Origin of the sequence: Methylobacterium persicinum (assembly GCF_022179525.1) — a bacterium.
GTDB classification, from domain to species: Bacteria; Pseudomonadota; Alphaproteobacteria; order Rhizobiales; family Beijerinckiaceae; genus Methylobacterium; species Methylobacterium persicinum.
Genome location: NZ_BPQX01000054.1, coordinates 20,101 through 37,817, shown reverse-complemented (window position 1 = coordinate 37,817; position 17,717 = coordinate 20,101). Strand labels below are relative to the sequence as shown.

At 70.9% G+C, this 17,717-nt stretch carries 18 protein-coding genes; 8 read left to right on the top strand and 10 right to left on the bottom strand.

The genetic code is table 11. From position 1 onward, the window contains the following. Nucleotides 1-231: 231 nt before the first annotated feature. Nucleotides 232-1,773 (bottom strand): CYTH and CHAD domain-containing protein, encoded by a 1,542-nt coding sequence (locus MFF22_RS20345; protein ID WP_238251910.1) that lies wholly within the window; start codon nt 1,771-1,773, stop codon nt 232-234. A 308-nt stretch (nt 1,774-2,081) separates the two neighbouring features. On the opposite strand from MFF22_RS20345, the gene selB reads away from it, so the two are divergent. Then, nucleotides 2,082-4,037 (top strand): selenocysteine-specific translation elongation factor, encoded by a 1,956-nt coding sequence (gene selB, locus MFF22_RS20340; protein WP_238251902.1) that lies wholly within the window; start codon nt 2,082-2,084, stop codon nt 4,035-4,037. Here selB and MFF22_RS20335 read toward each other — a convergent pair. Together MFF22_RS20335 and MFF22_RS20330 are read right to left on the bottom strand one after the other, a co-directional pair. Continuing rightward, nucleotides 3,995-4,300, bottom strand: coding sequence for a hypothetical protein (locus tag MFF22_RS20335; RefSeq protein ID WP_238251900.1), 306 nt, complete (start codon nt 4,298-4,300; stop codon nt 3,995-3,997). The two genes, selB and MFF22_RS20335, sit on opposite strands and share 43 nt — an antisense overlap. 77 nt (nt 4,301-4,377) lie before the next feature. Next, complete coding sequence (locus MFF22_RS20330) at nt 4,378-4,914, bottom strand: Fur family transcriptional regulator (protein ID WP_238251898.1); 537 nt, start codon at nt 4,912-4,914, stop codon at nt 4,378-4,380. Nucleotides 4,915-5,146: 232 nt separating this feature from the next. On the opposite strand from MFF22_RS20330, the gene MFF22_RS24720 reads away from it, so the two are divergent. Genes MFF22_RS24720 through MFF22_RS20320 form a run of 3 tightly spaced genes read left to right on the top strand, consistent with a single transcriptional unit; the run spans nt 5,147 to nt 6,971 of the window. After that, nucleotides 5,147-5,275: a hypothetical protein gene (locus MFF22_RS24720; RefSeq protein WP_283206199.1), complete on the top strand. Its 129-nt coding sequence runs from the start codon at nt 5,147-5,149 to the stop codon at nt 5,273-5,275. After that, nucleotides 5,272-6,111 (top strand): metal ABC transporter ATP-binding protein, encoded by an 840-nt coding sequence (locus tag MFF22_RS20325; RefSeq protein ID WP_238251896.1) that lies wholly within the window; start codon nt 5,272-5,274, stop codon nt 6,109-6,111. The genes MFF22_RS24720 and MFF22_RS20325 overlap by 4 nt, the downstream gene beginning before the upstream one ends. Nucleotides 6,112-6,146: 35 nt before the next feature. Further along, nucleotides 6,147-6,971 (top strand): metal ABC transporter permease, encoded by an 825-nt coding sequence (locus MFF22_RS20320; RefSeq protein WP_238252311.1) that lies wholly within the window; start codon nt 6,147-6,149, stop codon nt 6,969-6,971. Nucleotides 6,972-6,981: 10 nt separating this feature from the next. Here MFF22_RS20320 and MFF22_RS20315 read toward each other — a convergent pair whose 3' ends face one another. Together MFF22_RS20315 and MFF22_RS20310 are read right to left on the bottom strand one after the other, a co-directional pair. After that, nucleotides 6,982-7,842 (bottom strand): SDR family oxidoreductase, encoded by an 861-nt coding sequence (locus MFF22_RS20315; protein WP_238251894.1) that lies wholly within the window; start codon nt 7,840-7,842, stop codon nt 6,982-6,984. Between the two features lie 48 nt (nt 7,843-7,890). Next, nucleotides 7,891-8,709, bottom strand: a complete 819-nt coding sequence (locus MFF22_RS20310; RefSeq protein WP_370877486.1) for an SGNH/GDSL hydrolase family protein — start codon at nt 8,707-8,709, stop codon at nt 7,891-7,893. Between the two features lie 343 nt (nt 8,710-9,052). Here MFF22_RS20310 and MFF22_RS20305 point away from each other — a divergent pair, with 343 nt between their 5' ends. After that, nucleotides 9,053-10,585, top strand: coding sequence for a YifB family Mg chelatase-like AAA ATPase (locus tag MFF22_RS20305; protein ID WP_238251892.1), 1,533 nt, complete (start codon nt 9,053-9,055; stop codon nt 10,583-10,585). 77 nt (nt 10,586-10,662) lie between these two features. On the opposite strand, the gene MFF22_RS20300 is transcribed toward MFF22_RS20305, so the two are convergent. The 4 genes from MFF22_RS20300 to MFF22_RS20285 all read right to left on the bottom strand — a co-directional run bounded on the left by MFF22_RS20300 (nt 10,663) and on the right by MFF22_RS20285 (nt 14,478). Further along, entirely contained in the window at nt 10,663-11,109 is a 447-nt protein-coding gene (locus tag MFF22_RS20300; protein WP_238251880.1) for a hypothetical protein, read from the bottom strand. 118 nt (nt 11,110-11,227) lie between these two features. After that, on the bottom strand, nt 11,228-11,614 hold the full coding sequence (locus MFF22_RS20295; protein ID WP_238251878.1) for a hypothetical protein: 387 nt from the start codon (nt 11,612-11,614) through the stop codon (nt 11,228-11,230). Between the two features lie 18 nt (nt 11,615-11,632). Next, entirely contained in the window at nt 11,633-13,510 is a 1,878-nt protein-coding gene (locus tag MFF22_RS20290; protein WP_238251869.1) for a methylmalonyl-CoA mutase subunit beta, read from the bottom strand. A 164-nt stretch (nt 13,511-13,674) separates the two neighbouring features. Next, a complete protein-coding gene (locus MFF22_RS20285; protein ID WP_238251867.1) occupies nt 13,675-14,478 on the bottom strand; it encodes an undecaprenyl-diphosphate phosphatase in 804 nt (267 codons plus the stop codon). A 230-nt stretch (nt 14,479-14,708) separates the two neighbouring features. Here MFF22_RS20285 and MFF22_RS20280 point away from each other — a divergent pair, with 230 nt between their 5' ends. The 3 genes from MFF22_RS20280 to hslV all read left to right on the top strand — a co-directional run bounded on the left by MFF22_RS20280 (nt 14,709) and on the right by hslV (nt 17,236). Next, complete coding sequence (locus MFF22_RS20280) at nt 14,709-15,401, top strand: glutathione S-transferase family protein (RefSeq protein WP_238251866.1); 693 nt, start codon at nt 14,709-14,711, stop codon at nt 15,399-15,401. 29 nt (nt 15,402-15,430) lie between these two features. Further along, nucleotides 15,431-16,546, top strand: a complete 1,116-nt coding sequence (gene queG / locus MFF22_RS20275) for a tRNA epoxyqueuosine(34) reductase QueG (RefSeq protein WP_283206200.1) — start codon at nt 15,431-15,433, stop codon at nt 16,544-16,546. A gap of 153 nt (nt 16,547-16,699) precedes the next feature. Further along, the gene (gene hslV, locus MFF22_RS20270) at nt 16,700-17,236 is read left to right on the top strand and encodes an ATP-dependent protease subunit HslV (RefSeq protein ID WP_238252298.1); all 537 of its coding nucleotides are present in this window, start codon (nt 16,700-16,702) and stop codon (nt 17,234-17,236) included. Between the two features lie 39 nt (nt 17,237-17,275). Here hslV and MFF22_RS20265 read toward each other — a convergent pair whose 3' ends face one another. Continuing rightward, nucleotides 17,276-17,572, bottom strand: a complete 297-nt coding sequence (locus MFF22_RS20265) for a DUF2218 domain-containing protein (protein WP_238251856.1) — start codon at nt 17,570-17,572, stop codon at nt 17,276-17,278. Between the last annotated feature and the right edge of the window lie 145 nt (nt 17,573-17,717).

Genomic DNA, 17,717 nt, shown 5'->3' with positions numbered 1-17,717 from the left:
AAGGGCGGCCGAAGGTGGAAGATTCGCCGACGAATGCGTTTTCCCCGGTGACCAGACACGGTCGGGCAACACTGCCATGCGATACGAGAACCGACCGCGTATCCCCCCTCGCGCGGCCGAGGGGATGGGCCCACCCCTTGGGGTCGGGTCCATCCCTTCGCGTGAGCACCGGAACGGAATGCGGCAAGCCCCAGGCCGTGCCCGTTCCGGTGCCGTTCACGGCCCCGGCGCTCAGCGCCAGAACGGCTTGACGTCCAAGAGCTCGGCCCGCGCATCGGCCGCCTTGTCGAGGAGATCGTGGACGCGCTTCTCGTCCACCTCCGGCATGGACGGCGCTTCGGCCGGTTCGGAACCATTTTCTTCGTTGGCAAAGGGAAGGTGTCGGGCGGTCTCGATGTCGTTCAGGGCGCCGAGGTAATCCTGCAGATCCGACAGGGCGTCGCCGAAGGCCTCCTGCCGTTCCTGGGCCTTGGGTTTGGGGAAGAGCCCGGCCAGGAACTCCGCGCCGTAGCGCAGCTTCTTAGCGGAGATCCGCACCCGGTGGCGGGTGTGCGCATCGAGGTGGCGCAGGCCGCGTCCGCGCTTCTTCACCCGGCGGCGGGCCTTGTCGAGGATCCCGGCGGCGAAGTGGCGGCCATCCTGCCGGGCGGCATCCTGCCCGCTCCAGGGGCCGGCCTCGATCCACCCGGCGATGTCGAGGATCAGTCCGCGCCATTGCGGACTGTTCAGGATATCCTGCACCGCCCCGTAAGCCTGTTCGCGGGCCGCCTGGGCCCTCTCCTCGATCCGATCGAGGCTGGGATCGCCATTATTGTGCTCGGCGAGGGCGGGGAGGGTGTCGTGGAGAAAGACATCCAGGTTGCGTGCCGTCCCGAACGGCTCCGTCACCCGCTTGATCTCGTCGGCCAGGGCGGCCGCCCGGGGATCGTCCTCGAACAGCGGCGAGAACAGGGAGAGGGCCGATCTCAGCCGCCGCAGGGCGACCCGCATCTGGTGCAGGGCGCTCGGGTCCCGGGGGCCTTCCAGGAAGGCGGTCTCGTTGATGCGCAGGTGGTGCAGGCAGCTCCGGGCGACGGCCCGGAAGACCGTGCCGGCATCGTCGTCGGGCGACAGGGCCACCGACTCGGCCTTGGCGGGCGTCGGCCCCTGTCCGTCGAGGAGGGCGAAGCCCCGGGCGCTCTTCGTCAGCACGCCGAGGCGCAGCGGCAGGGTTTCCGTGAGCGACTGGGCGAAGGCGAACAGGTCACCCACCTGTCCGTGGGCGAGTTCCAGTTCGAGTTCGCACAGGGAGCTATCCCTGTCGGCGCTCTCCACACGTCCCTCGTCGAGGGTGACGAGGATGCGGGACTCGCCGTAATCCAGCGGATGCACCCGGCGCATGATCAGGGTGGAGAACAGGGGCTGCACCTCGGCGCCGGCCTCGGCCAGCACCGGCTCCGCCGCGGTCCCGGCCCAGGCCGCGGGATCGGGCTGGTCGCCGGCGATGTCCGTCTCCCATTCCGCCCGGTCGAACAGGCCGACCTGGCCCGAACCGGCCTTCACCGTCTGGATCCGCCGCTCCCCCTCTTCGCGGATGCGCAAGGTGAGCCCAGCCTTCCGCAGGGCGTGGTCCGGCGTGTCGTAATAACGGCTCAGGAGAAGCTGCGACGGCACCGCCGCGACATCCCGCAGCAGGGGATGCGTGCTCAATACCGTGAAGTCGGGCCCCGCGCAGTCGAGTTTCAATTCGATTTCCCGCGGTTCCGCCGTTCCTTCGATCTCCTCGCCCATCATCCTCGCGTCCTGCTCCCTCGCCAGACTGGCGGCGTGGCCGATCTATCACGTCCTGAGTTCGGCGTCCGCCCAGCCGCCTATCCTACGCTTGACGCGCGGAAGCGATCCGATGTTATCGCTCGCGTCCGATGGTGCTTGAAACGCTGCCATTTTAACGCCAAAATATTTTGCGACATTAAATCGCTTGCAATTCAATCGTGCGGCCTAGTACCGCCTCCGCCGACCGCCTTCCGTGGCTGTTGCCCGGGCGAGGGAGCGGGTCACATTCACGTCGGTTGAACGAGCGTTCCGTCAGTCGAGCAACCTCCGTGACTGCGTTGAAGACACTTCTCGTCGGCGTCATCGGCCATGTCGATCATGGCAAGACCGCTCTTACGCGCGCGCTCACGGGCGTCGAGACGGACCGGCTCAAGGAAGAGCAGGCCCGCGGCGTATCCATCGTACCGGGCTTCGCCCTGTTGTCCGGAGATTCCGGAGAGATCGACCTCGTGGACCTGCCGGGCCACGAGCGCTTCGTCCGTGCCATGATCTCGGGCGCCACGGGGATGCGGGCGGTGCTGCTGGCGGTGGATGCCAACGAAGGCATCAAGCCCCAGACGATCGAGCATCTGGAGATCGCACGGCTGATCGGCGTGCGCCGGGGCGTGCTGGCCCTCACCAAGGCGGACCTCGCCTCGCCGGAGACGATCCGGACCCGGTCGGAAGAGATCGCCGCCGCGGCAGCGAGGGCGGGGCTGGAGGCCGGGCCAGTCATCGCCACCTCGACCCTGTCGGGCATCGGCATTCCGGCGCTGTCGTCGGCTCTCCTCGGTCTGCTCGACGAAGCGGGGCCGGGGACCGACGACGGCTTCCCCTATCTCCCCGTGGACCGGGTCTTCACCCGCGCGGGCTTCGGCACCGTCGTGACGGGAACCCTCCGTCGGGGCCGCCTCGCCGTGGGCGATTCCGTCGAGATCGTCCCCGGCGGCCGCCACGCCGTCGTGCGTGGGCTGCAGATCCACGGGCGTCCCGTCGACGCCGCGGAGCCGGGCCGGCGGACGGCGGTGGCCCTGCGCGGCGTCGGCCTCGACGAGATCGCCCGGGGCCAAGCCCTCAGCCTGCCGGATCTGCTGGTGCCGACCCGCTGGCTCGATGTGGCGATCACCGCCGCTTCGAGCGCCGAATCGGCCCTGCCCAACGGCCTCGCCTGCCGCCTGCTGTTCGGCACCACCGAGGTGGCGGCGCGGCTGCGCCTCCTCGACCGGCAGGCCCTCGAACCGGGCAGCATGGCCCAGGCTCAGCTCCACCTGTCCGAGGACGTGGCCGTCCCGGCGCGGGAGCCGTTCGTCCTGCGCCTTGATTCCCCTGCCACCACGGTGGCCGGCGGCCGCATCCTCGATCCGGCGAGCCGCCGCCGCCGCCGCAACGACCAGCGGGTGACGGCAGACCTCGCCGCCATCGCCGCCGGGCGGCCGGCGGAGGCCCTGGCCGTGCGCCTGGGACAGGCCGGAGCAATCGGGGCACCGCTGGCCGAACTGTCCCGCCTCGCGGGCACGACGCCGGAGCGGGTCCGCCGTCTGCTCACCGCCGCTGGGGCCCGGGAGATCGCAGAACGGTTCGTCGGGGCGCCGGCCTTCTCGGCCCTCCGCGCCGGGACGATGGGCACCCTGTCCCAGCTCCACCGCGAGCGTCCGATGGACCACGGCGCGTCCCTCGATCAGGTGGCCCGGTTCCTGGCCCTGCCGGAACCCGTGACCGCCGCCGTGTTGCGCGACTTGGCGGCCACGGGAGAGGTATCCCAGGCGGGGACCCTGTGGCGGCGGGCGGATTTCGATCCCGCCCGCAACGAGACCGAGACGGTCCGCCGGCTCGAGCAATCCTTCCGCAGGGCCGGGCTCAACCCCCCCGACGAGGCAGAGGCCATCGGGCGGGACATCCGCCGCCGGGACGCGCTGAACTACCTCGTGGGCTCCGGCACGATCATCCGCGCGGTGGACAGGGTCCAGCGCCGGGCGGTGCTGTTCCATCGGGAGGCGGTGGCCGCCGCCAAGGAACGCCTCCTCGATGCCTTCCCCGGGGCCTCGGATGGCGAATCAGGCTTCCTGGCGCGGGAGGCCGGGGCCGCTTTGGGGATCTCGCGAAAATTCTCGATTCCGCTCCTGGAGCATCTCGACGCCACGGGCTTCACCCGCCGTGCGGGCGACCGGCGCATCATCGTCTCCCTGGAGAAGCGCGGCGCGCCTCAGAAGTCGCTGCCCGGCCAGTCGTCCGGGCTCGGCTCGTAGCAGGTGTAGCCGACGAGGCAGGCGCCGTTGTCGCGGGTCGGCCGGAAGGCCCGGCGGGCGATCTCGGTGGGCTCGCAGAACGACCGGTCCCGGACGAAGCGGTCATAGGTCGGGCCCCCCGTGCCCAGCACGATCGCCCCCTGGGACGCCACCAGCCGGGAGGCCTGGGCGCAGCTCATCGCCGTGGTGGAGGGGCGCCCCTGGGCCAGGGCGGGCGCGGCCGACAGGACCGCCACGGACAGAACGAACAGCCTCTTCGACACGGGCGCCTCCTCGCTCAGGGTTCAAGCGGGGAGACGGGACGGGGTTCCTGGGCGGAGCTGCGGCAGCTTGGTGCCCCTCACGGACCGTTCGGCGCTCCGGCCAGGGCCTTGCCGCGGCAGGCGCCGCAATCGCCCTCGACCTCCAGGATGCTGTGGGCGGGGGTGAAGCCGGCACGCGCAAGGGTCTTGCCGAGGCCGCTCTCCATCTCGGGCGAGGTGGTTTCGTCGATGGCGCCGCACGTCCGGCAGATCAGGAACACCACGTTCTCGCTCGCCCCGTGGGCATGGGCGCAGGGCACGAACGCGTTGCGGCTGGCGATGCGGTGGACGAGGCCGAGTTCCATGAGGAAGTCCAGGGCCCGGTAGACCGAGACCGGCGCCACCCGCCGGCCCGGGCGGCTGAGCCGTTCCGCGATGTCGTAGGCCCCCGGCGGCTTCCCGCTGGCCACCACCGCGTCGAGCACCTCCCGCCGGAGGGCGGTGAACTGTGCCCCGCGCTCCCGGCACAGGGCCTCGGCCCGGGCGACGACGGCCGCCGGCTCCGCCCCGCGGGCATGGCCGTGGCCGTCCGCGTGCTCATGCGCGTGATCGTGGTGATGTCCGGCGGTTGGCAAAATGGCGGCTCCCGCATGACCGGCCGGCACGGGCCGGCGGGCGTGCGCCGGTTGTGCGGCGCCTTTGTTACAGTGTATCACTCTCCGCCGGGGCCGCACCAGGGGCCGTCACGGCGCCGGGATGCCGCTGCCCCGCCGCCGGGCGGGTCGCGCGATCCGTTTGTGCCTGGAACCCGTCGCACTCCCCCGCTTCGCTTGCGCCGAGCGAAGCCCCGCCTGTGAAGCCTCGCCCGTGCCCCGCCGCCCCTCCGCCCCGCCCCGCCCGACGCTCTACCGCAGCGGGCTCGCCGCGCGCCTTCTCATGGCGGGCGGCATGGCGGGCCTCGTCTGGCTGGCGATCCTCTGGGCCCTCGCCCTGTGAGCGCCATCGCGGCACCGGGGCCGATCCGCCTGCACGGCCTGACCCTGGGTTATGACCGGCATCCGGCCGTCCACCATCTCAACGGGACGATCCCGGCCGGCGAACTCCTGGCGCTAGCCGGGCCGAACGGGGCGGGCAAATCGACCCTGCTCAAGGGCCTGACCGGCGAGATCCCGGTCCTCGACGGCCGGATCGAGCGGCCCGGCGAGATCGCCTACCTGCCCCAGATCGACGCGATCGACCGGAGCTTTCCGGTGAGTGTCATGGACCTCGCGTCCATGGGGCTGTGGCGCCGCCTCGGCCCGTTCCGCGCCCTGCGCCGCACCCGCTCCGCCGTGCTCGACGCCCTGGCGGTGGTCGGGCTTTCCGGATTCGAGGCGCGGCCCATCGGGACGCTTTCGGGCGGACAGTTCCGCCGGGCCCTGTTCGCCCGGCTGATCCTGCAGGATTGCCGGACGATCCTCCTCGACGAACCCTTCACCGGCATCGACGCCCGGACCACCGAGGATCTCCTCGCCCTCGTGCATGCATGGCACGGCGAGGGCCGGACGGTGGTGGCGGCCCTGCACGATTTCGGGCAGATCCGGTCCCACTTCCCTGCGACGCTGCTGCTCGCCCGGGAGCCGGTGGCCTGGGGGCCGACGTTGCGCGTCCTGACGGCGGAGAACCTCGCCCGCGCCCGCCGCCTCTCGGAGGCCTGGGACGAGGAAGCGCCCGTGTGCGACGGGGCCCGGCACGCCCCCCCGCGGGCGGACGCCGCTGCGCACGACCACGCGCGAGACCATTCCCACGACCATGACCATTCCCGTCCCGGCGACCGGGAGGATGCCGCGTGATCGACCTTCTCGCACCCTTCGTCGAGTTCGGCTTCATGCGCCGGGCCCTCGCCGGCTGCCTCGCCCTATCGGTCTCGGCCCCGCCGGTGGGCGTGTTCCTCATGCTCCGGCGCATGAGCCTCATGAGTGACGCCATGAGCCACGCCATCCTCCCCGGCGCGGCGGCGGGGTTCCTCGTGGCGGGCCTGTCGTTGCCGGCGATGACCCTGGGCGGGCTCGTGGCCGGGCTCGCCGTGGCGCTCCTGGCGGGGGCCGTCACCCGCACCACCATGCTGCGGGAGGATGCGAGCCTCGCCGCCTTCTACCTCATCTCCCTGGCGGCCGGGGTGCTGCTCGTCTCCCTGCGGGGGTCGCAGGTCGATCTGATGCACTTCCTGTTCGGTTCGGTCCTCGCCCTGGACGATCCGGCGCTGATCCTGCTCGGGGGGATCTGCACGACGACCCTCGTGGTCCTGGCGCTGATCTACCGGCCGCTGGTGATCGAATGCGTCGATCCGCTGTTCCTGCGCAGCGTCGGCCGGGCCGGCGGACCGGTGCATTTCGCCTTCCTCGGCCTCGTGGTGGTGAACCTCGTCGGCGGCTTCCAGGCCCTCGGGACGCTGCTGGCGGTGGGGCTGATGCTCCTGCCCGCGGTGGCCGCCCGGTTCTGGACTCGGGAACTGGGGAGCACGATGGCCGTCGCCGTGGTCATCGCCGCGCTGGCGAGCTTCGCCGGCCTCTCCCTGTCCTACCGGCTGGACCTGCCGAGCGGACCGGCCATCGTCCTCGCGGCCGGGGCCCTGTACATCGTCTCGATGCTCGTGGGCCCGCAGGGCGGCCTGCTGCGCCGCCTCCGGCGACCCCGGCATCTGGAAGCCTGATCGAGGCGCCTCACTCCCCGGCGAGCGCGGCTAGCCCTTCACGATAGGTCGGGTAGGCGAGCCTCACCCCGAGTTCGTCGCGGATGAGCGCGTTCCGCACCCGTTTGTTCTCCCCGTAGAAGCTGCGGGCCATGGGCGAGAGGTCGGCGGTCTCGAAATCCACCTCCGGCGGCGGCGGCAATCCGGCGAGACGGGCGGCGTGCTCGATCACCACCTGGGGTGGGGTCGGTTCGTCGTCGGCCACGTTGTAGATCGCCCCCGGCCGCGGCCGGTCGAGGGAGGCGAGGAGCGTCGTGGCGATGTCATCGACATGGATGCGGTTGAAGACCTGCCCCGCCTTCACGATCCGCTGCGAGCGCCCTTCCCGCACCTTGACGATGGGATTGCGGCCCGGCCCATAAATCCCCGCGAGGCGGAAGATCTGGACGGCCTTGCCCGTCTTCTCACCGAGGGCGAGCCATGACGCCTCCGCGGCAAGGCGGGCCCTGGTCCGCTCGCTGCGGGCGGCGGGAGGCGTGGTCTCGTCGATCCAGGCACCGCCCTGGTCCCCGTAGACGCCGATGGTCGAGAGGTAGCCGATCCACCCGATCCGGCTGGCGACGATGGCCTCGCCGTAATGGGGGAGGACCGGGTCTCCCCCGGCATCGGGGGGCACGGAGACGAGGAGGGCATCGCTGTCGGCGAGGTCGTCGGCGATGTGGGGATCGTCCGCATTCGGCCCGAAGGCCCGCATGGTGAAGCCCGTCTGCGCCGCGATGTGCTCGGCGCCCGCGGCCTCGGTGACCGTAGCGCGGACGGCGCCGAAACGGCCGCGCGCCGTTTCGGCGAAGCGGCGGCCCGTGAAGCCGAGACCGAAGACGAAGAGGTTCATGCCCCGGATGTCCGGGAGGGCGGCCCGCCCGTCAAGCGGGGGCGGCGACTATTCAGCCACCGGCTGCGTGACCTGCACCGGCCCCGCATCCCGCAGGATCGATTCGGCTGCCGCCGACGCGAGGAGGGCATAACCCCGGTCGGCCATGTGCAGGCCGTCCGAGGCGAAGAGCTGCTTGGCGGTCAGCTTCCCCTGTTGGATCCAGCCGTGCATCAGGTCGGCCCGGCGGATCACCGGCACGTCGAGTTCCTTGCCGATCTCGCGGACGGCGTCGCGGAACCGATTGGCGCCCGGCGTCGCCTCCAGCTTCGGGCACCATTGCGGCTCCATCAGCACCACATCGATCCCGGCATCGCGGATGCGACGCACCGCGTCGAGGGTCGCCGTGTGGAAATGCTCCAGCGACACGCCCCGCAGGGGATCGTTGCTGCCCGTCTGCCAGATGACGAGTTGCGGCTCGGCCCCGATCACGTCCCGGTCGAGGCGGGCCAGCATGTCGTCCACGTGCTCGCCGCCGATGCCCCGGTTGATCACCGTCACATCGATGCCGCGCAGCTTGGTGCGCAGATCGGCCTGGAGCCGCGCCGGATAGGCATTGGCCGGGCTCGACGCGCCAATCCCCTCCGTCGAGGACGAGCCGAAGGCCACGATGCGCAGGGGGGCACCGATGGCGATCTGCCGCGCCACATGGGGCAGATCCGGCGTATCGCTCATGTCGATGCCGAGAAGGTCGAGGGAGTCGGGCAGGAGATCCGCATAGGCGAGCACCGCCGTCGGAATCACGAGCAGTCCCGCGGCGAGGGCGACGCGGCGAAGCCACCGGCTGGCGAAGGGACGGACAGGCTGAGCAGGATGAGACGTCGACACGGTAACCGTCTGGTTCGGCGAGCGGTTTCGATCGTTAAAGAGTGCATGCTCACCGGGGAAGGATCGGTTCCCCTCAACCGGTAATAGCCAACTGAATTCGTAACTCATTGTAAACGAATTCGGTGCGGTTCGAAACCCGAACCTATCCCGGCAACATGGCAGCAACTTGGCCGTGTGGGTGGCGCGGGGCGCCCGGTTCTCTCCGCGGCTCCCACACATTAGCCCGCGAACGGTCGGCCGTTGTCCCGATGCCACCGCATCGACCCGCTTGAGCGAGCACGCGTTTTCCCGCACAGGTGCGACACCGCGCCGCGGTCACGCTCACTCCGGAGTCCGGCCGAGAATGGTCACCCGCGTCGCCACCGTCGCCTTCGAGGGAATCGAGGCGCGCGCCGTCGATGTCCAGGTGCAGATCCTCCCCGGCTCCGTGACCTTCACGGTGGTCGGCCTGCCGGACAAGGCCGTCGCGGAATCGCGCGAGCGGGTCCGGGGCGCCTTAATCGCGTCCGGTCTCGCCCTGCCGGCCAAGCGGATCACGGTGAACCTCGCCCCGGCCGACCTGCCCAAGGAGGGATCGCATTACGACCTGCCCATCGCCCTGGGGGTGATGGCCGCCATCGGCGCGATCCCCGCCGACGCCCTGGCCGGCTACTGCGTGCTGGGGGAGCTCGCTCTCGACGGCACGCTGACCCGGGTCAACGGCGTGTTGCCGGCGGCCCTCGCGGCGGCGGAACGGGGGCTTGGGCCGGTCTGCCCTGCCGCGACCGGGCCGGAGGCGGCCTGGGCGGGGGGCGACCTCGACGTGCTGGCGCCCCGTTCGCTGATCCAGCTCGCCAACCATTTCAAGGGCAGCCAGGTGATGGCCCGGCCGTCTCCCGCCCTCGCCGCGGCGGACGACCTCCTCCCGGACCTCGCCGACATCAAGGGGCAGGAGGGGGCCAAGCGTGTCCTGGAGATCGCGGCGGCCGGTGGCCACAACATGCTGTTCAACGGGCCTCCGGGGGCGGGGAAGTCGATGCTCGCCGCGCGCCTGCCCTCCATCCTGCCGCCCCTCGCCCCGAGGGAACTGCTCGATATCGCGATGGTGCAGTCGGTGGCGGGCGGGCTGAAGGGGGGCGCCCTCTCGAACCGGCGGCCGTTCCGGCAGCCGCACCATTCCGCCTCCATGGCGGCCCTCGTCGGGGGCGGCCTCGGCGCCCGTCCGGGGGAGGTCTCCCTGGCCCATGGCGGCGTGCTGTTCCTTGACGAGTTGCCGGAGTTCAGCCCGCAGGTGCTCGATTCCCTGCGCCAGCCCATGGAGACGGGCACGGTGATGATCGCCCGGGCCAACCACCGGGTCACCTACCCGGCCCGGTTCCAATTGGTGGCGGCGATGAACCCGTGTCGCTGCGGCCAGGGTCTGGATCCGGGCTATGCCTGCCGCCGGGGGCCGAACGAACGCTGCATGGCGCAGTATCAGGCCCGGCTCTCGGGCCCGCTGCTGGACCGGATCGATCTGCGCATCGAGGTGCCGGCGGTCTCGGCCGCAGACTTGGTCTTGCCGCCGCCTTCGGAGGGGTCGGCAGCGGCCGCCGCCCGGGTCGCCGCCGCCCGCGCGCTCCAGACGATCCGCTACGGGGAGCATGGCCTGCCCGCGGCCACGACCAACGCGACCTGCCCCGCCAAGGTCATTGAGGCGGTCGCCAGCCCCGACCCGGAGGGGACGGCTCTCATCCGGCAGGCGGCGGAGACGATGCGGCTCTCGGCGCGGAGTTTCCACCGGATCCTGCGGGTGGCCCGCACCCTCGCCGATCTCGACGGCGAGGCGCAGGTGCGGCGCCTGCATCTGGCCGAGGCGCTATCCTACCGCGGCCGAAGCGATGGCATGGCCGGCTGAGCCTGAGAGAGCGGGTGGTCCCGCGCGACGGGAGAGCCCCGACGCCGAATCATCGCGGCGGTAAGGGCTCGCGATCGCTATTCGGCCGGGGAGGCCTCATCGGCCGTGGCCTTCTCGGCCGGCGGCTCGGCGCTCGCCACCGCCTTGCGCTCCAGCATCGGCTGAAGGCGCTCGGCAAGCTGCTTGTCGAGGTGGTGGGCGTAGGCGCCCTTGAAGTAGCGTTCGCCGGTCTTGGGACCGAACAGCCGGTCGTGCGCCTGGATCATCGCCGCCACCTCGGGCCGGCAGAGGAAACCGGTGACGCTCGCCGCCTCGAACCAATGGCCGGCGCGGGCCTCTCGGACCGCCTTCGGGTTGGACATGACCGTGTCCGCGAAGCAATCGGTTGCGGCCTGCCGCAGGGGGGCGATCACCTTCTCGGCCGCGGCCGGATCGGGCGCGGGCGCCACCGTCCGGTGCGGCCGGGCCTCGGCGGCCGACACGAGGGTGAGCACGGCAAGGGAGGCGAGGATCGGTGACTTCATGCGGGGTTGCCTCGTCGGGGGTCCGAACCGGTCGTCAGAATTCCCTCGGATTGCGTCGGGAACAGGGCCGGGGCGCGGTGCCGCCGTGACATCGAATCGCAAGGACCGCGCCGTCCGGTCAGCCCCGGCGCTCGGCGTTCCAGCGCCCCCGGCATTCCAGGGAGCCCGACGCGACCCATGTGCCTTGGCCGAACCCGTTCGCGCCGAGCCGGCCGACGACGTTCGCCGTCCCGAAGCCGTTGGAGATCGAGCCGCGGATCGATCCGTTGCGGGCGACATGCCCGTTCACCGTGAAGGCGGTGCCGATGAAGCGGGCCTGCCCCTTCTCGATGCGCACCGGATAGCGGTAGGCCCGGTCGCAGGTGCCGGATTCCGTGAGGATTTCCACGCTCCAGGTTCCGTCGAAGCGCTCGGGTACGGAAACCCGACCGGCGGCTCCGGCTGTCCCCGCACAGAGGCAGACGCAAGCCGAAAGCCGAAGGGCACGAGCGGTGGAACGGAACATCAGACCTGCCGGATGAGCTCATCGGGGAGATGAGCGAATACCGCGCCGGATGGCGTCATCGAGCAGTGCCAGAAGGTCGCATCCCGCGTACAGGAACCCGTGGACGCCTGCGGCCTTCAGCGGTTCCGCGAGATCGGCGGGGCGCCCGGCGAGGTAGACTGTCCCGGCACCCGCCGCAGCCAGGGCCGTCGCCGCCTCGACCGCGCGCTCGGCATAGATCGGGTCCGAGGAACACAGGCATACGAGGGGCGCGCCGGAGGCCTTGAACGCGGCCACCAGCGCGTCCGTGTCGGCGAACCCGTCATTCGTGATCGCCTCGATGCCACCCGCGGCGAAGGCGTTGGCGGCGAACGTCGCCCGGGCATTGAAGGCCGAGAGGGGGCCGAGATTGGCAAGGAACACGGAGGGCCGCCGCCCGGCCTTGGCATTCGCCGCATCGGAGACGTCGCGCAGGATCTCGAACGGCTCGGCGAGGCGCTGGGAGGGCAGGGGATCGCACGCCACCGCCGCGGCGGTGCCGAAATTCGCCGGCCGGGCGGGTGGAATGGGGGGAATGTCCAGCACCGCCACGGGCTTCTCGGCGAGGTTGGGGAATTCGGTGGCGCCGGTGAGCGGCATCCGCCGGGTCGCCACGGCCTTCGCCCGGGCCTCCCGCACCGCCTCGATCCGCCGCTGGATCTTGCCGACGCTGAGGGAGGCGACGATGCCGCCCTCGCCTTCGATGGCCTGGAACGCATCCCAGCCGGCCTCGGCGATCTGACTGGTCAGGGCCTCCAGGCCCCCCGCACCCGCGGCCGGGTCGCTCACCCGGCCGAGATGCGATTCCTCCAGCAGGACGATCTGGCTATTGCGGCCGACCCGCCTAGCGAAAGCGTCCGGCAGGCCCAGCGCCTGGGTGTAGGGCAGCACGCAGACGCTGTCGGCGCCGCCCATGCCCGCCGCCGCAGCGGCCATCCCGGTGCGCAGGATGTTCGTGTAGGGATCCCGCCTCGTCATCATCCGCCACGCCGTCTCGGCATGGATGCGCAGGGGCTTCGGATCCAGGCCGCAGGCCTGCTCCACCCGTGCCCAGAGCCGCCGCATGGCGCGGAACTTCGACAGGGTGACGAACTCGTCCGCGTCGGCGACCAGGAGCACCGCGATCCGGTCGCGCGCCGTGTCGAGGTCGATGCCGGCGGCCTCCAGGGTGCGCAGGTAGGCGAGGGCGGTGGCGAGTACGGCCCCGAGTTCGGCCGCCTCTCCGGCGCCGGCCTCATGGTACGGGCGCCCGTCGGCGAGGACCGCGCGGCCGGAGAAGCCGGCCCGGTCCAGTTCGGCCACCGCGGCCGCGAGCCTGGGGGCGATCTCGTGCCAGACCGCGCCGAGGCTGCCGCTGGCCGCCAGCACGCCCACCGGATCGATGCCGAGATCGAGATCGTAGGAGGAGAGGTCCTCGCCCCGGGCGGCGGCGAGGTCGCGGATCCAGGTGGCCGCCTCGAGCCCCCGCCCGCCCGCGTCGAGGCGCAGGCCGATGAGGGGGAGCATGATGCCGGACAGGGCCGCTTCGAGGCCCGCCGCATCGGACACGGTCAGGCCGTAGCCCCGGGCGCCGGGTGCCCCGGCGAAGGCCAGGACCAGGGCGTCCGCTCCGCCCTCCAGGTCGGTCAGGGCCTGTTTCGCGGCGGCGGCGGGATCGGGGTGATCGACCCGCTGGGCGATCCGCCACGGGCCCGGCGCCCGCACCGGCTGCCCGGTGGCCTCGGCCGCTTCGTAGAGAGGCTCGATCCGCAGGCCGTCCGCCGTGCGGGAGACGAGCTTCTTCTCGAAATCGGCACCCTTCAGCGCCGTCTCGACCAGGGACTGCCAACGCTTGCGGTCGGCCGGCTCGAAAAGTTCGGCGAGCGGTCTGTTGTCCATCGGTTCGGCCGAGCCCCCCTCATGACGCTCCGCGCCGGGGGGATCAGCCCGCCGGGGCGCGTCGCAGATCGTGATACCGCCGCGGTTTATCCCCCGCGGTCGTTCTCCCGCTGCGTGGCACGCCACCCGTCCCGATGCAATTCCCCGGACGTCCGGATCCCGCCCTAGCCGAAGACGATGAGCCCGGCGAGGCCCAACGCCCCGACAATGATCCGCCACCACGCGAACAGGCGGAAACCGTGCCGGGACACGTAGTCGAGGAGGACGCGCACGACGAACAAAGCCGAGATGAAGGAGACGATGAAGCCGATCACGATCAGCCCGGCATCGTCGGCCGTGAGGTTCTTGTAGTTGTCGAGCAGATCCTTGGCGAAGGCGCCCGCCATGGTCGGCATCGCGAGGTAAAACGAGAACTCGGTGGCCGAGCGCTTGTCGGCGCCCATCAGCATCGCCCCGACGATCGTCGCCCCCGAGCGCGAGACGCCGGGAATCATCGCAAGGCACTGGAAGATGCCGATCTTGAAGTCCATCGGCAGGCTGAAATCGTAGACGTCGGTCTTCTTCACCTTGAGGTTCGAATCATCGACCACGAACAGGACGAGGCCACCGGCCACCAGGGTCGCGCAGACGATCCAGGGATTGAACAGGTAGGCTTTGATCATCTTCGAGAAGATTCCACCGATCACCGCCGCCGGGAGGAAGGCCACGAGGATGCCGATCACGAAGCGGCGGGCCTGGGGATTGTGCGGCAGGGCCGTGGCGATGCCGACGAGGCGGCGGAAATACACCACCAGGATCGCCAGGATCGCCCCGAGCTGGATCAGCACCTCGAAGGTGTTGTTCGGCGAATGGAAGCCGATGAAATGTCCGACGAGGAGCTGGTGGCCCGTGGAGGAGACCGGAATGAACTCCGTCGCCCCTTCAACCAGGCCGAGCAGTACCGCCTTGCCGATGCTGATCGGGTCCATTCGTGGCCTCGCGCCTTACGGCGCACGCCAGACGGCGCCGCCCACCCTGTTCGTCGGCCCGGAGCGATCGCCGCTCAAGGTTGACGGGCAGTTACCGTATCGGGCGGCGCGTGTTAATGGGGCGGCAAGAAACGGGCAATAACGCTCGGACCGAAGCCCTGCCCGACAGGGCGGACGGCGCGTGAGGGAGCCCCGCGCCGGGTGACCGTTCTGTCCCTCCAGCGGCTTCGATGGCGAACCTCTATCACTTCCCCTTCTGCGCGAATTCCCGGTTCGTCCGGCTGGTCCTGGCCGAGATGGGTCTCGAGCCGACTCTGGTCGAGGAACGCAGCTGGGACCGGCGCGATGAGTTCCTGCTGATCAACCCGGCGGGGACCACGCCCGTGCTGCTGGAGCAGTCCGGCACGGTCATTCCCGGTGCGGCCATCATCGCCGAGTACCTCGACGAGACCCGGGGCCTCGGCCTGAGCGGGCGGCGCCTCCTGCCCGAGGATCCCACCGGGCGGGTCGAGGTGCGCCGGCTGATGGACTGGTTCCTGGTGAAGTTCGAGGGCGAGGTGACGGGCTACCTCGTCGCCGAGAAGATCGCCAAACGCTTCATGTCGTCGAGCCAGGGGGGCGGCCCGCCGGACATGAACGCCATCCGCGCGGCCCGCACCAATGTGCGTTACCACCTGAAATACATAGGCTATCTCATCGCCCGCCGGCGTTGGCTGGCCGGTGACGACCTGTCCTATGCCGATCTCGCGGCGGCCGCCCATCTCTCCTGCGTCGACTATCTCGGCGATGTCCCGTGGGAGGAGGATGAGATGGCCCGCAACTGGTACGCGCGGGTGAAGTCCCGTCCGTCCTTCCGCACCCTCCTGGCCGACCGGGTCGCCGGCATGCCGCCCGCGGCCCATTACGCGGATCTCGATTTCTGAGCGGGCACCGCATCTATCACGGCGGAGACCTGCGCCGGCTGGTCGAGGACCGGGCCCGGCACCTCGGCTTCTGCGGCCTGCGTATCACCCGGCCCGACCGGGTTCCGGCCCTGCCCGAGCGCCTCGCGCGCTGGCTCGCGGAAGGGGCCCACGGCACCATGACGTGGATGGAGGAGCGGTCGGACCAGCGCGCCCGCCCGACCGGCCTCTGGCCGGGGGTGCGCAGCATCCTCGTCCTCGCGATGAGCTACCGGCCGGAGGATGATCCCCTCGCGCTCCTGACCCGCCGCGATCGGGGCGCCATCGCGGCCTACGCGCAACGGCGTGATTATCACGAAGTCTTGAAGGGCAAACTGAAGGAACTCGGGGGCTTCCTGTCGGCCCGGGGCGATGTCCGGGTGAAGGTCTTCTGCGATACGGCGCCTGTGATGGAGAAGGCGCTGGCGGAAGCCGCGGGCCTCGGCTGGCAGGGCAAGCACACGGTGCTCATCTCCCGCGAGGCCGGCAACTGGCTGCTGCTGGGGGCGATCTATACCAGCGCCGAGTTCGAGCCCGACCCGCCCGGCACGGACCGGTGCGGCTCATGCCGGGCCTGCTTAGACATCTGCCCGACGGACGCCCTGCCGGTCCCCTATCGCCTCGATGCCCGCCGCTGCATCTCCTACCTGACGATCGAGCACCAGGGTCCGATCCCGCCCGAGTTCCGGGTCGCCATGGGCAACCGCATCTTCGGCTGCGACGACTGCCTCGCCGTCTGCCCCTGGAACAAGTTCGCGCAGCAGGCGGCCGAGACGCGGCTTGCCGCCCGGGACGACCTCGCCGCCCCGGACCTGCGCAGCCTCGCCGAACTCGACGATGCCGGGTTCCGCCGGCTGTTCGCCGGCACCCCCGTGAAGCGCACCGGGCGGGACCGGTTTTTGCGCAACGTGATGATCGCAGTGGGTAATTCCGGCGAGCCGACCCTGGCGGCCAGCGCCGTCGACCGTCTGCGGGACGCCTCGCCGCTGGTGCGCGGCATGGCGGTCTGGGCCTGTGGGCGGCTGCTGGACGGGGAGGCCCTAGCCGCTCTGCACCGCCGCTACGGCAACGCGGAGGCGGACACCCATGTCCGTGGGGAATGGGCCGCCGCCCTCGCAACGGCGTGACGCCCCCTGACGCCCTCCGCCGTCATCGCGATTGGGAGCGAAGACCGAAGGCGGCCGAAACGCTGGACGCGACGGGAAATCCTCCCCATCTGCGCCCTATCACATGACCGGAGCCGAGACGTGAGCCACGACGACCGGGGCGGGCCGCCCAGCATGCACGCCACCACGATCCTGATGGTCCGCAAGGGCGGCCGCGTCGTCATCGGTGGCGACGGGCAGGTGAGCCTCGGCCAGACCATCGTGAAGGGCAACGCCCGGAAGGTCCGCCGCCTCGCCAAGGGGACGGTGATCGGAGGGTTCGCGGGGGCGACGGCGGATGCGTTCACCCTGTTCGAACGACTGGAAGGCAAGCTGGAGCAGTATCCCGGCCAGCTGACCCGCGCCTGCGTCGAACTCACGAAGGATTGGCGGACAGACCGCTACCTCCGGCGCCTCGAAGCGATGATGCTGGTGGCCGACCGCGACGTCAGCCTCCTCCTGTCGGGGTCCGGCGACGTCCTGGAGCCGGAGAGCGGCGTCATGGCCATCGGCTCGGGGGGTAACTACGCCCTGGCCGCCGCCCGTGCCCTGGAGGACGGTCCGATGGCGGCCGAAGAGATCGTCCGCAAGGCGATGGGCATCGCCGCGGAGATCTGCGTCTACACGAACGGCAACCTCGTCATCGAGGCGCTGGACGAGGCCGCCCGGTAGGCGCTTCGTCCCCGATTCGCGACGGCGGGGTCGGATCGGTCAGGCGACGGCGCGGGACCAGCGGATGTCGCCGAGACCTTCGCGGAAGGCGAAGCGCAGGAGGTGGTCGGACACCACGTTCTCAAGGCGGGTGAGGTTCACCGGATCCGCACTCTCGATGTGCATCACGAGGGCGTCGGGTTCGGCGTTGAGGGTGCAGACACGGTCCGCCCCGAACGGCACCGTGCCGTGGTCGGCCGTGGCCTCGACGTTAAACTTGTGGCTCCAGTGGCGGCAGAGCTGCTGAAGGTAGCGGCTCGCCTCGGTTGTCTGCACGCGGGCCAGGGAGGAGGGCATGCGGTGGGACTCCGGATCGGTGACGCTCGACGGATCGTCTCGCAACTGCGAGACACCCGCGGCGGGATGCAAGGGACGGGCCTGATCGGGACGACGGCGGCCGCGTCGCTCTCTGAAGGTCGGATCGAAGCCTGAACAGTAAGTT

Bases quoted from the DNA above. Each gene is read 5' to 3' on its own strand.
- MFF22_RS20295 (WP_238251878.1), bottom strand. From the start codon at position 11,614: ATGTTCCGTTCCACCGCTCGTGCCCTTCGGCTTTCGGCTTGCGTCTGC.
- MFF22_RS20290 (WP_238251869.1), bottom strand. From the start codon at position 13,510: ATGGACAACAGACCGCTCGCCGAACTTTTCGAGCCGGCCGACCGCAAG.
- MFF22_RS20315 (WP_238251894.1), bottom strand. From the start codon at position 7,842: ATGAACCTCTTCGTCTTCGGTCTCGGCTTCACGGGCCGCCGCTTCGCC.
- hslV (WP_238252298.1), top strand. From the start codon at position 16,700: ATGCACGCCACCACGATCCTGATGGTCCGCAAGGGCGGCCGCGTCGTC.
- MFF22_RS20305 (WP_238251892.1), top strand. From the start codon at position 9,053: ATGGTCACCCGCGTCGCCACCGTCGCCTTCGAGGGAATCGAGGCGCGC.
- MFF22_RS20285 (WP_238251867.1), bottom strand. From the start codon at position 14,478: ATGGACCCGATCAGCATCGGCAAGGCGGTACTGCTCGGCCTGGTTGAA.
- MFF22_RS20345 (WP_238251910.1), bottom strand. From the start codon at position 1,773: ATGATGGGCGAGGAGATCGAAGGAACGGCGGAACCGCGGGAAATCGAA.
- MFF22_RS20265 (WP_238251856.1), bottom strand. From the start codon at position 17,572: ATGCCCTCCTCCCTGGCCCGCGTGCAGACAACCGAGGCGAGCCGCTAC.
- MFF22_RS20280 (WP_238251866.1), top strand. From the start codon at position 14,709: ATGGCGAACCTCTATCACTTCCCCTTCTGCGCGAATTCCCGGTTCGTC.
- MFF22_RS20320 (WP_238252311.1), top strand. From the start codon at position 6,147: ATGCGCCGGGCCCTCGCCGGCTGCCTCGCCCTATCGGTCTCGGCCCCG.
- MFF22_RS20300 (WP_238251880.1), bottom strand. From the start codon at position 11,109: ATGAAGTCACCGATCCTCGCCTCCCTTGCCGTGCTCACCCTCGTGTCG.